The sequence below is a fragment of the Bacteroidia bacterium genome (assembly GCA_037045145.1).
GTDB lineage: Bacteria > Bacteroidota > Bacteroidia > AKYH767-A > OLB10 > OLB10.
The window spans coordinates 1483495-1497337 of the sequence record JBAOIA010000011.1 but is presented as its reverse complement, the minus strand read 5'-3'; the positions used below and the strand labels follow the sequence as shown (position 1 = coordinate 1497337).

At 39.2% G+C, this 13843-nt stretch carries 9 protein-coding genes and 1 tRNA gene; 3 read left to right on the top strand and 7 right to left on the bottom strand.

Annotated elements, in window-relative coordinates:
* Window position 1 precedes the first annotated feature (1 nt).
* On the top strand, window positions 2-217 hold the full coding sequence (locus V9G42_07510; GenBank protein ID MEI2759257.1) for a DUF2007 domain-containing protein: 216 nt from the start codon (window positions 2-4) through the stop codon (window positions 215-217).
* Entirely contained in the window at window positions 214-1038 is an 825-nt protein-coding gene (locus V9G42_07505) for a phosphatidate cytidylyltransferase (GenBank protein ID MEI2759256.1), read from the top strand. Before V9G42_07510 ends, V9G42_07505 begins: the two co-directional genes overlap by 4 nt.
* A gap of 20 nt (window positions 1039-1058) precedes the next feature.
* Here the strand turns inward: V9G42_07505 and V9G42_07500 are convergent, their stop codons facing one another.
* From V9G42_07500 to V9G42_07485, 4 genes are all read right to left on the bottom strand, one after another.
* Complete coding sequence (locus V9G42_07500) at window positions 1059-1484, bottom strand: DoxX family protein (protein MEI2759255.1); 426 nt, start codon at window positions 1482-1484, stop codon at window positions 1059-1061.
* Window positions 1485-1685: 201 nt separating this feature from the next.
* Window positions 1686-1928: a GIY-YIG nuclease family protein gene (locus tag V9G42_07495; GenBank protein ID MEI2759254.1), complete on the bottom strand. Its 243-nt coding sequence runs from the start codon at window positions 1926-1928 to the stop codon at window positions 1686-1688.
* 462 nt (window positions 1929-2390) lie between these two features.
* Window positions 2391-2462: transfer RNA gene (locus V9G42_07490), tRNA-Met, on the bottom strand.
* 56 nt (window positions 2463-2518) lie between these two features.
* Complete coding sequence (locus V9G42_07485) at window positions 2519-3760, bottom strand: competence/damage-inducible protein A (GenBank protein MEI2759253.1); 1242 nt, start codon at window positions 3758-3760, stop codon at window positions 2519-2521.
* Between the two features lie 133 nt (window positions 3761-3893).
* Here V9G42_07485 and V9G42_07480 point away from each other — a divergent pair, with 133 nt between their 5' ends.
* Window positions 3894-4601 (top strand): DUF4197 domain-containing protein, encoded by a 708-nt coding sequence (locus tag V9G42_07480; protein MEI2759252.1) that lies wholly within the window; start codon window positions 3894-3896, stop codon window positions 4599-4601.
* 5 nt (window positions 4602-4606) lie between these two features.
* On the opposite strand, the gene V9G42_07475 is transcribed toward V9G42_07480, so the two are convergent.
* Genes V9G42_07475 through V9G42_07465 form a run of 3 tightly spaced genes read right to left on the bottom strand, consistent with a single transcriptional unit; the run spans window position 4607 to window position 13795 of the window.
* Window positions 4607-9814 (bottom strand): choice-of-anchor L domain-containing protein, encoded by a 5208-nt coding sequence (locus tag V9G42_07475; GenBank protein ID MEI2759251.1) that lies wholly within the window; start codon window positions 9812-9814, stop codon window positions 4607-4609.
* Between the two features lie 55 nt (window positions 9815-9869).
* Complete coding sequence (gene polA, locus V9G42_07470) at window positions 9870-12659, bottom strand: DNA polymerase I (protein MEI2759250.1); 2790 nt, start codon at window positions 12657-12659, stop codon at window positions 9870-9872.
* Window positions 12656-13795, bottom strand: a complete 1140-nt coding sequence (locus V9G42_07465; GenBank protein ID MEI2759249.1) for a cysteine desulfurase family protein — start codon at window positions 13793-13795, stop codon at window positions 12656-12658. The genes polA and V9G42_07465 overlap by 4 nt, the downstream gene beginning before the upstream one ends.
* Window positions 13796-13843: the final 48 nt, after the last annotated feature.

Below are 13843 nucleotides of genomic sequence, written 5' to 3'. Positions count from 1 at the left end.
TATGGACAAACCGGCAGAATGGGTCAAGGTATATACCACCACACAACCACACAAAGTTGAAATTGTGCGTGCTGTATTAGAAGAGCATGATATTGAAAGTATGGTAATCAACAAAAATGATTCAAGTTATCCGGGATTAATTGGCAATATTGAAATTTATGTACTCGATAAACTGGAAGTACTTGCAAGGTTTATCATAAAAGACAACGAACTTTGAGCAACTTTTGGACAAGAGCATTTACAGGTGCTGTATTTGTAGCAGTAATGATTGCTGCCATTGAATTCAGTCCTTACACATTCATGATACTTTTCATGGTCATCAACCTGTTAAGCATCATTGAATTTTATAAGCTATTTATTCGAAACGACCTGACGCCACGAATTTTTTCCGGTATCGTTTTAAGTGTAATATTATATGCTACCAGCGCATTGGTAGCTTCGGGGACGGCATCTGCGCAGTTATTGTTCATAAACATTCCTATGCTCTTTCTTATTTTCATTTTTGAGCTTTATCTAAAATCTGAAAAACCTTTTGAAAGCATAGCATACACTATTTTGGGTGTAGCTTATCTCACCTTACCGCTTGCATTGTTTAACTCTATGGCATTTCTACCGGGTGAAAACACAGGCTATCATAGCGGAATTATTATTGGCTATTTTCTTATTCTTTGGGCAAGCGACACTGGTGCTTATCTGGCCGGAATGACCTTTGGCAAGCATAAACTTTTCGAAAGACATTCTCCTAAAAAAACCTGGGAAGGAAGTATTGGAGGTTGCCTTGCTGCATTGCTTTTGGGTTATATTAATTCATTGTTTTTTACTCAGCTTGTTTTGTCAGAATGGTTGATTGTTAGTTTACTTATTGTAATTACCGGAACTTTTGGAGACTTAATTGAGAGTATGCTCAAACGAAGTCTCAACATCAAAGACTCAGGAAATATTCTTCCCGGACATGGTGGCATGCTCGATCGCTTTGATGGGCTTTTTATTTCAATTCCATTTGTATTCACCTACCTTGCACTGATTGGCAAAGTATAGGTTTGTTTTTAAAGCGTAAATTAATGCTTACGTTTAGTTTTCTTATTCAAAGTATAATCAACACTGAATTTTCCGGCACCAAAAATCAGAATCAACAAATAGCTCAGCAAATACATTAATGCTAATTCCGGAAAATTATTCTTTGTAAACATTTCAACCGCAGCAACAAACATATTGACAACCAAAACCATTGCAGCCAACCGTGTTTTCAGGCCAAACATTATTAAAACAGAGCAAAGCACTTCTGCAAAAACTACGAGATAAAATGACGCTTTAACGCCTAGCCCAATCGGATCAGCAAATTGAATATCTTCTCCACTAAACAATTTCAGTAATTTGCCATATCCATGCCCATAAATCATTAAAACTGAAATACCCACTCTGAAAAACAGCAAAGTATATTCTTTAATGACAATACGATGTTTAATATTTATCAGATGCAACATCAGCACTTACTTTTAGATGTTTACAAATATAAAGACTTTCAGGAATTAATTCTTCTTTCCGGAATACACCTTATTACTAAAAAAGCTCATGTGACATCAGGTAACTGATAATAATATCCTGTTAAAACATACATCTAAAAACAAAAAGCGGGGGCTGGATTCGAACCAACGTCCGCCTGTGGCGGATAAGAGCCCAACGAATCAGTGATGGAGTGAATTAATAAAAATTCTCCCAACGCCTGATTTAAGCCATTTCTCCCTAGCCATAGCTTCCGGTTTAGTTTTGTACTCTTCTTTCAGAATGATTGCCCAGGGTCTATAACGCGTAGTCCAATCTTTTTTTCCGAGTTCGTTATGGCTGTTTAAACGCTTTTCAAAATCAGAACTAAACCCAGTGTAGTGTTTATTGAATTTTGAGGAGTATAAAACGTAAACTGTGAACATAACTTAACTGAAATAAAAAAACCGAATCTTCCGATCCGGCCTTTCTCTTTGTAGCGGGGGCTGGATTCGAACCAACGTCCGCCTGTGGTGGATATGAGCCCAACCGATAGTAAAAGAAAGAATGATTAAAAATTTTGTAGTTCCTCAAAACAAAAGAACCGAATCTTCCGATCCGGCCTTTCTCTTTGTAGCGGGGGCTGGATTCGAACCAACGTCCGCCTATGGCGGATAAGAGCCCAACCGATAATAAAAGAAAGAATGATTAAAAATTTTGTAGTTCCTCAAAACAAAAGAACCGAATCTTTCGATACGGCCTTTCTCTTTGTAGCGGGGGCTGGATTCGAACCAACGTCCGCCTGTGGCGGATATGAGCCCAACCGATAGTAAAAGAAAGAATGATTAAAAATTTTGTAGTTCCTCAAAACAAAAGAACCGAATCTTCCGATCCGGCCTTTCTCTTTGTAGCGGGGGCTGGATTCGAACCAACGACCTTTGGGTTATGAGCCCAACGAGCTACCCCTGCTCCACCCCGCATTGTTATTTTGAGGGTGCAAAAGTAATCACTTTGTCCTTATCTGCAAATATATTCCTCAATTATGCTCATTTATTTTCTTTCTGAGCATATTTAGCGCTGTATCTGCAGCTACCTGAATAATTCGCTGACGGTTTGTACCCAATAAAAACTTTTTCGCAAAACAAGTATTTTCTGTAGCTACACCAATCCACACAAGGCCAATCGGTTTTTCTGCACTTCCTCCATCGGGTCCTGCAATTCCCGTTGTACTCAAAGCAAAATCTGTGTTATACGCCTTCCTGGCTCCTATTGCCATTTCAACTGCAACAGCCTCACTGACTGCACCATATTCTTTCAACGTTTGCGCGCTTACTTGCAACTGACTCATTTTTGAAGCATTGCTATAACACACAGTGCCTCCCATAAAGTAAGTTGAACTTCCGGGTATAGAGGTAATAAGGTGCGATAGAAAACCTCCTGTACAACTCTCTGCAACTGCAAGTGTTTTTTTCTTTTCAGTTAAAAGTTTTCCTACAACAAGTTGAATTGTATCATCATCATAACCGAATAAGTAGGGTGCTATTAGCTCTTTGAGTTTATCTATACGCACATTCATTTCCTGCTCCAAATCTTTAACACCTTTACCCGTAAGTCGTAAACGAACCATTCCTGCGGCAGGCAGATAGGCTAATTTTAAATATGCAGGCAAGTCATTCTCCCACGATGCAATCAAATCCGATAAATTACTCTCACCAATACCTTGCGTTTGAATAGTCTTATGTATTAAAGGCATTGCCTCAAATTGCTGCTTTAATTTAGGCATGACATCATTCTGCATCATTGCCTGCATTTCAAATGGCACACCCGGCATACTCACAAAAACTTGTTTGCCATCATTGAACCACATTCCGGGAGCAGTTCCATTCTTATTGTAAACAGGCACACAACTTGCCGGCAATTCAGCCTGGCGTTTGTTCGTTTCTGTAACTACCTTGCCTCTTGCATGAAAAATATTTTCAATATCACTATATGCCTGTTTGTCAAACACAAGATATGTTTTAAAGTATTTGCACAACACATCTTTTGTTAAATCATCTTTTGTAGGCCCCAATCCACCTGTAATGAGAATAATTTGTGCACGACTTTTTGCAGCATCTAATGCATCTATAATTTCCTGTTCATCATCTCCAATGGTTGTAATTTGTCGCAGCCAATAACCGGAAAGACTGAGTTGTTGTCCAATCCAGGTTGCATTAGTATTTTGAATCTGCCCAATGAGCAATTCATCACCTATGTTGATTAGTTCAGTATAAATCATTTTTCTACAATCTTAAAATAATATGGTTAATTTTGCCGGATTAATTTTAGATTAAATATTCAAACATAAATCAAAACAATACCGATTTGGCAATATGTTTGAATTAAAAAACAAAATTCTAAAAAAATAGATTATGAAAAGGTTTCTTTTAATTGCGTTAGTGTTTCTATGGCAGCAAACTTATGCACAGAAAAAGATTTTTAAAGCAACGAATACTACACCATCAAATCAAGGTGAAGGTTTGGCAAATAATGACATTATTAGTGGTCTAAGAGAAGCACTAAAAGTTGGCACCAACAATTCCACAGCTTCTGCATCCAAGCTTGATGGCTTCTATAAAAATCCGCTTATTAAAATTCCTTTTCCACGAGAGGTGCGTGATGTTGAAAGTACGTTAAGAGGTATGGGTATGGATAAAGAAGTTGACAAATTCGTTAAAACATTAAATCGTGCAGCAGAAGATGCAGCAAAATCGGCAGCACCAATTTTTCTTAATTCCATTCAACACATTACCATCAATGATGGACTAACCATTTTAAGAGGAGGAAACGATGCCGCAACACAATTTCTAAAAGCTACATCAAATGCCGCACTCATTGCAGCGTTCAAGCCAATTGTACAAAGTTCGCTCAATAAAGTTAAAATAACTCAATACTGGAATCCGCTGATGTCAACTTATAATAAAATTCCATTGGTAAAAAAAGTCAATCCTGACCTGAATCAATATGTAACTGACAAAGCAATAGAAGGTCTTTTTAAACTTATTGCTGCAGAAGAACTGAAAATCAGAAAAGATCCAGCAGCACGAATCAATGATATACTTAAAAGTGTATTCGGCTAAGCCATCTATCGAAGAAGTGTAACACTTCCCGTATAATCATAATGTTTACCGCTGTAAGTTGTTACTTTCAGTGCATAAATATATACTCCTTGTGGCGCAAGGTTACCTTTCGAATCAGTGCCATCCCATGTTGTACTGAGGTTATCGCTAGTGTAAACTAATTGTCCCCAGCGGTTATAGATATTCATTGATAAATCCTGAACATTAGTTGCATATCCGGGATCAAAAAATGTTTCATTCCGACCATCACCATTAGGTGTAAACGCATTAGGAATGTAAAATGGCGTGATAAAAATTTCACGGGCTGATGAATCTATACAGCCTGCAACATTAGTAACATAAAGTTTTGCATTGTACTTTCCGGGGTCGGCATAAAAGTGACTTACATTCTGTAAGCTAGATGTATCACCATCACCAAAATCCCATAACCAGCTTACGGCATTTGCAGAACCATCAGCAAATGTCACTTCGGAGTTAAACAATGGTGCATTTTCAGGATTTACTGAATATAATGCTTGCGGCAATGGAAATACCGTAATATTTACATTTCTTATGGCTTCTGCCACACAATTGTTAAGCGTAGTAATAGTTAAAGAAACGGGATAATTTCCTGAACCGGAAAACTGATGTGTAGCATTTTGCATAGTGTAAATGACATTATCAATATTCCATTCAAAAACTGACCCTAACTGATATTGCGAAGTGTTGGTGAAATTAATAATTGGCAACTCACAAGTCAGACTAATGTCGTTGGTAAAAGAAACTATAGGCAGTGGATATGACTCAAAATTATGACTGGTAGAAGCTTTACATCCTGCTGTGGAAGTTACTGTGCACACATAGCTTCCGGAAGTATTAATAGATATAGATTGCGAAGTTGCTCCGGTTGACCATAAATATGCTGCAAAGTTTCCTGTAGTAAGTGTGGCTGTTATGCCCTCACACTCTCCGGCAGAACCTGAAATAATTGGTTGTGGCAATGGATTAACTACTACTCTTGCTACTCCTGAAACACTACCTGTACAATTTACATCACTTATTTGTGTTAGTGTGTAATCTGTAGTTATTCCGGGGCTCACTAAAATTTGTGCTGTTGTATTGTTGCTATTCATAATAGGTGATACACTTGTACCATCACTATAACGATAACTATAAGGTGCTGTTCCGGTAAACTGAAATTGCAGTGCTGTTGATTGTCCAATACATATAGCTGCTGTTCCTGAAATTATTGCAGAAGGTAATTGATTTATCGTCAATGCAAATGGAGCTGAAATTCCGGTGCATCCGTTAACATCAGTTACTGTTACAATATAGTTTGCACTATTTGATACAGAGATAGAATCTGTAGTTGCGCCTGTTGACCATTGAAAGGTTGAATAATTCCCTGCTGATAAAGTAGTTTGTGTGCCACTGCAAATTGCACTGTTGCCGGTAATTACGGGAGTTGGAAGATTCCACACTGTAGCTGCCTGACTGGTTGAAGCCGTACATCCATTAGCATCGGTAACGGTTACTACATAATTTCCTGCTGCTGTTACTGTAATTGCACTGGTAGTTGCAGAAGTATTCCATTGATAAGAAGCAAAGCTGCCACCACCGGTATTAAACACTGAAGAGTTGCCCGAACAAAATGCTGATGTACCGGAAATTACCGGAACAGGAATTGGATTCACAACTACATTAAACGAAGTTGAAGCAACACAACCATCAACGTTGGTTACTGTAACAGAATATGTTCCTGACTGATTTACTGATATTGTTTGTGATACAGCACCTGTTGACCATTGCCATGAGGCAAAACTTCCTGCATCTAATACTGAACTTTGATTCTGACAGATTGCTGCAGTACCGCTGATAACAGGAACAGGGTTCTGGAAAGCAAGTAAGTTGTAATTTGATGACCCTATACATCCGTTGATATCGGTTACTGTTACAGTGTAGTTACCAGAAACGCTGGTAGTAATTGAAGAAGTTGTATTTCCATTCGACCAAAGGTAGGAAGCAAAACTTCCAGTCGCAAGGTTTGCACTGGCACCGGGACATATACCTGCCAATCCACTAATGACCGGCACCGGCAATGCATTTACTGTAATCACCTTATTTGTTGTTGCAGTACATCCTGCTGCATTGGTAACGGTTACTGCGTAATTGCCGGCTGCGGTGACATTGATAGTTTGTGTTGTTGCACCTCCACTCCACAAATAATTTGTATAGCCGCCACCTGCATTGAGTGTTGAGTTTCCGCCTGCACAAAATGAAGTCACTCCGGTGATTGTTGGTGCCGGAATGGCATTCACTGCAAGATTAAATGATGTTGTACCTGTGCAACCATTGGCATCAGTAACGGTCACAGAATAATTTCCTGAAGTATTTACATTGATAGTTGCCGTGGTTGCTCCTGTTGACCATGAATATCCGGCATAGCTGCCTGCATTGATTGTACTGCTTTGCCCCTGACAAATACTGTTGTTGCCTGTTATTGATGGAACAGGATTAGTGTTGATGGTTGTTGTTGCAGATTTACTGCCCGTACAACCATTTGCATCTGTAACAGTAACCGTAAAAGTTGAAGCAGTGCTGACTGTAATGTTTGATGTTGTTGCACCTGTTGACCACTGATATGAAGTGTAGCTTCCCGGCACTGTCAGCGAAGTGTTTTTACCTGCACAGAATGCCAGAGCACCTGTCACAGATGGCACCGGCAATGCATTTACTGTAATCACTTTATTTGTTGTTGCAGTACATCCTGCTGCATTGGTAACCGTTACTGCGTAATTGCCGGCTACGGTGACATTGATAGTTTGTGTTGTTGCACCTCCACTCCACAAATAATTTGTATAGCCGCCACCTGCATTGAGTGTTGAGTTTCCGCCTGCACAAAATGAAGTCACTCCGGTGATTGTTGGTGCCGGAATGGCATTCACTGCAAGATTAAATGATGCTGTACCTGTGCAACCATTGGCATCAGTAACGGTAACAGAATAATTTCCTGTAGTATTTACATTTATAGTTGCCGTGGTTGCTCCTGTTGACCATGAATATCCGGAATAGCTGCCTGCATTGATTGTACTGCTTTGCCCCTGACAAATACTGTTGTTGCCTGTTATTGATGGAACAGGGTTTGCATTAATAGTTGTTGTTGCAGATTTACTGCCCGTACAACCATTTGCATCTGTAACAGTAACTGTAAAAGTTGAAGCAGTGCTGACTGTAATGTTTGATGTTGTTGCACCTGTTGACCACTGATATGAAGTGTAGCTTCCCGGCACTGTCAGCGAAGTGTTTTTACCTGCACAGAATGCCAAAGCACCTGTCACAGATGGCACCGGCAATGCATTTACTGTAATCACTTTATTTGTTGATGCAGTACATCCTGCTGCATTGGTAACCGTTACTGCGTAATTGCCGGCTGCGGTGACATTGATAGTTTGTGTAGTTGCACCTCCACTCCACAAATAATTTGTATAGCCGCCACCTGCATTGAGTGTTGAATTTCCGCCTGCACAAAATGAAGTCACTCCGGTGATTGTTGGTGTTGGATTGGCATTCACTGCAAGATTAAATGATGCTGTACCTGTGCAGCCATTGGCATCGGTAACGGTCACAGTATAATTTCCTGCAGTATTTACATTGATAGTTGCCGTGGTTGCTCCTGTTGACCATGAATATCCGGAATAGCTGCCTGCATTGATTGTACTGCTTTGCCCCTGGCAAATACTGTTGTTGCCTGTTATTGATGGAACAGGATTAGTGTTGGCAGTAACATTCACTGAGGCCGTTGCTGTACATCCACCTGAATATGTAACGGTAACGGTATAAACGTTACTTGTACCAACAGAAATTGATTGCGTACTTGCACCCGTTGACCATTGATAAGATGTGCCAGCTGTTGCTGTAAGTGTTGTATTGTTTCCTGAGCAAATAGTTAACACCCCATTAATGGCTGCAGCAGGAGCAGACTGCGTTACTATTACGGGAGTTGAAACAGCAGAACAATTACCAAACTGCGTAACAGTGACGGTATATGTTCCAGCAGCAGAAACTACTATAGAATCTGAAGTTGCTCCATTACTCCATAAGTAACTGCTTCCCGGGTTAGCCTGTAAAACAACAGAGCCTCCCGGACATAATGCAGTTGAGCCCAATGGTGTTATCGTTGCCGTTGGTATCACAAAAATCACTTTGACTTGTTTGCTTGATGCAAAACATGCAGGTGAACTATTTAAAACTGCATATTGATAAACTCCTGATGGAGTAATGTTAGCCTGTGTAACAACAATAGTCTGTGTAGTTTGACCATTATTCCAATTATAACTACCTGCAGGCGATGCGGTCAATACAACAGAATCGCCATCACATGCATAAACTGTATCAAGATTTTGTACAATTTGAACACCATTTGCTACTATGCCTACATTACCAATACTGGAAAAACTTTTTGCTTCTAAAAAAACACCTGAATCAAAAACACCATCATTCACGTCTGCAATTGCAAATTTCATATGATAGGTCTGACATGGCATTACTTTTATTCCTGCAGAAATTACAGTTGTAAAACCATCAAAAAAGTTGGCAGTACCGCCATTAGGCACATTATCTACAAAATAAGTACAATGATTACAAGGTCCAGTTGCTGCACCTGCACTATATCCGTTATTTACATTATTGATGGAAACAGGAATTGAAGTTCCAGGAATGAGTGCTAAATTCTTAGGACTTCCCGGTATGCCGGGGCCTGAAATATAAAAAGCAAAAACATCATTAAAGGCAGTGTTCACATAGTCATTATACTCTTCAGAGGCGAAGACAAACTTAAATCCAATACTGTCTGCTGCCGGGGTAAAATCAAACTCAAGCACAGCAGCATCTTGTGTCAGGTTTGGTGATACAATTAAATTTAATTGTGCATCACCCGATGCACTCATATCACTGCTATGGAAGTCGGAAGGTGGCGAAGTTGGTGTCTGTCCTGCATTACCTGTTGAAAGAAAAACCCCTCTGGAAATCCCTAGATTACATCCACCAGTACAGCGGAAAGTACCTTTGGAACTTGCATTACCGGTATAGGTAACATTACTTACAGATACACCTGTACCAACAAGAGTATCTACGATGGCTGTAGCCGGATTACCCGATGTTACAGTCAATTGTGCTTCTGTATTTATCCATAGGAGCAAGGCAAATACAGTACACAGATAGTTTAAAATTTTCATTATTTGGCTTTTTGGTAAACCAAAAGTACGAATAACTATTTAATTCTGCAAGTATTTAATGCGCATGCAGCCAATTGTAGCCAATTCCAATTTCTACTTCAAGTGGTACATTAGTTTTAATTGCCTGAATCATCTTTTCTCTAATGATGGGTTTAACCAAATCTACCTCATCTTTATGAGTATCGAAAACTAATTCGTCATGCACCTGAAGTGTCATTTTAGATTTAAGATTTTGCCTCTTAAATTCCTCATGAATATGAATCATAGCCAGCTTCACCAAATCGGCAGCACTTCCCTGTAAAGGCGAGTTAATTGCTTCGCGTTCCGCAAAACCACGAACCGTAAAATTTCTTGAATTAATATCCTTCAGATATCGCCTTCTTCCCATTAGTGTTTTAACATAACCATGATGTCGGGCAAACTCTAATGTATCGCTCATATAATTACGAAGTTTTGGATACTGAACAAAATAATTTTCAATCAATTCAGCCGCCTCCTTTCTCGGAATGCCCAGTCGCTGAGATAAACCAAATGCTGAAATAGCATAAATAATTCCGAAGTTAACCATCTTCGCTTTGCTTCGCATTTCTTTGGTTACATCAGCAAGAGCTACATTATAAACGCGTGCTGCCGTAGCCTGATGGATGTCAAGTCGCTGCCTGAATGCTTCAAGCATATTTTCATCTCCACTTATTTCTGCTGCAAGTCGTAATTCTATCTGTGAATAATCTGCTGACAATAAAATGTGCTCGCTATCACGAGCAATAAATGCTTTACGAACACGCTGTCCACGCTCTGTCCGAATAGGTATGTTTTGAAGATTGGGTCCGATAGAACTTAACCTTCCTGTTGAAGCAATAGTTTGATTGAATGTGGTGTGTACACGACCTGTTTTAACATTAACCATTTGCGGTAATGCATCTACATAAGTTGATTTTAATTTTGTCAGTTCACGATATTCTAGAATCTTCTCAGCAATTGGATAATCCTGCGCCAATTTGCTCAACACTTCTTCATTGGTAGAATGTTGCCCTGTTGCCGTTTTTTTATCTACGGGAAGTTTCAGATGTCCAAATAGTACATCACCCATCTGCCGGGGTGAATCAAGATTAAATTCCAATCCGGCAATTTCAAAAATAGCCGAACGATACATCAACATATCCTGTTCTAATTCTTTAGAATATGCATTCAGATAATCTACATCTATCTTTACACCTTCATATTCCATATCTGCCAAAACAGGAATCAATGGAAGCTCAATATCTTTCAAAACACCGGTAACCTCATGCTTCTCTACCATAGGAGCCAGCACTTGTTTTAACTGAAATGTTATGTCTGCATCTTCTGCTGCATACTCAGCAATTTTATTAATCGGCACATCACGCATGCTTCCCTGATTCTTTCCTTTCTTTCCAATTAGTTCTTCAATATGAACAGGCGTGTAACCAAGATAGGTTTCACTCAGATAATCCATACCGTGTTTCATATCAGGCTCAACCAGATAGTGCGCAATCATTGTATCATACAAAGGAGCCTTCACCTCAACACCGTACCGCTTCAACACAAGCATGTCAAACTTTAAGTTTTGTCCTATTTTCAATATTGAATCATGTTCAAGCACAGGCTTAAATTTATGACAAATGGCTCTTGCTTTATCATAGTCTTCGGGGCATGGAATATAATAACCTGTTCCGCTGTTGAACGAAAAAGACAAGCCTACAATACTTAATGAAAAGTAATCCAACGATGATGTTTCTGTATCAAAACAAATCTCAGTCTGCTTAAGTAACGCTGCAACCAAATCATCAATAGCCTCATCACTTTCTATCAGGGTATAGGAATGAGGTGTATTTTGAATATTCTTTCCTCTGACAACTTCACTCTCGCTACTTACATTCTCATCATCAAACAAACTTGTCTGTATTGACGCAGTTGTTGTAGTTTTTATTTCTCTGTTGACAGAAAAATCCTCTCCTAGAATTCTTTTCCCTAATGACCTGAATTCAAGTTCCGTAAAAAGCTGTGACAATTTTTCTTTGTCAGGTATGGACATCAATAAATCATCATCATTAACTTCAACCGGAACATCAAGAATAATTGTTGCCAATTGTTTTGAGATTCTGGCTTGCTCCACATTGTTACGGATGTTCTCGCCCAGTTTACCTTTAATATTTTCTGCATTGGCAATCACATTCTCCATGCTGCCATATTCTTTAATTAACTTTTTAGCCGTTTTCTCTCCTACACCAGGAATACCTGGTATATTATCAACAGCATCACCCCACATACCCAAAATATCAATTACTTGCAGGGGGCTCTCTACTTCCCACTTTTCCTGAATTTCTTTCACTCCCAATATTTCAATATCGTTACCTAAACGTCCGGGCTTATATATAAAAACATTGGGTGACACCAACTGCGCATAGTCCTTATCCGGTGTTACCATGTAAACAGTATAACCCTCCACTTCCTTTTGTTTAGCCATGGTACCAATAATATCATCGGCCTCATAGCCATCATATTCCAAAATAGGAATATGAAAAGCTTTGATGATTTCTTTGATATACGGAACTGCTGTCTGTATGTCCTCCGGCATTTCTTGTCGGTTTGCCTTGTAAAAACTATGTTCAGCGGCACGTGTAGTTTCTGCAGCTGCATCAAACACTACGGCAATATGTGTAGGCTTTTCTCTTTTCATCAAGTCAAAAAGCGTTGAAGTAAATCCACTAACGGCAGACACATTCTGTCCTTTGCTGTTAACGAGAGGGGTCTTACTGAATGCAAAATATGCACGATAAATTAATGCATATGCATCGAGCAAGAAAAGGCGTTTGTCTTCATTCATCTTTTTGAAGATATTATATTACTGATTTTTTCAACTGTTATATCAATATCCTGTGCATTAGTATATTTTCCGAGGCTAAACCGCACAGAGTTATAAGCTTCTTTTTCTGACAGCCCCATAGCTAACAATACATGTGACGGCTGTGGCAATGCCGCAGTACATGCGGAGCCGGCTGCAACTGCTATAGGCCTGATTTCTTTAATAAGATCTTCGCTCTTAATTGTTTTGAAAGTGAGATTTGTTGTATTATTCAAACGATTCTTTATATTACCGTTTATAATCACACTTTTATCTGCCTCCAATTGCTGTTCAAGCTTTGTACGAAGTGATGACATTAAAATCCCATTATCCCACATTTCTTTCTCTGCAATATGACATGCTTCACCAAGACCTACAATTCCCGGAACATTCAATGTTCCGGAGCGTAAACCACCTTCATGACCACCACCATGCATTTGCGCTTGGACAGAAACCCTTGGATTTCTACGGCTGATATAAACAACTCCAACACCTTTGGGGCCGTACATTTTATGTGCAGACATCACACAACAATCAATACTGCTTTCTTTGACATCAAATAAAACTTTGCCTGCTGCTTGAGTTGTATCAGAAAAAAATTTTACATCATGGCTTCTGCACATCTCGCCTATTTCAGCTATGGGAAATAAAACACCTGTTTCATTATTTGCAAACATGGCCACTACTAAAATGGTATCTGTACGCAAAGATTTTTTAAGTAAATCAAGGTCTGGCAATCCATCTCTTTCAACCGGTAAAATTTCTATATCTGCACCAACAGTCTGTAAATACTTACAGGTATCAAGCACAGCTTTATGCTCCGTAGCATAGGTTATAATGTGTCTTCCTTTATTTGAATAACTTTCATACACCCCTTTTATAATAAGGTTTATTCCTTCTGTGGCTCCTGAGGTAAAATACAACTCACCAGGTTCACATCCAATAAGCGCGCTTGCTTTTTCACGAGCTATTTCCACTGCTTCTTTAGCCATCCAGCCAAAAGCATGTGTGTTGCTTGCTGCATTTCCGAATTTTTGAGAAAAATAAGGAAGCATTTTTTCCAATACCCGTTCTTCTACAGGCGTGGTAGCATTATAATCTAAATATATAGCATCCATCTACAGGTCAAAGAAAGAAAATATTTTGCCTTTCTCAGATACAAATAT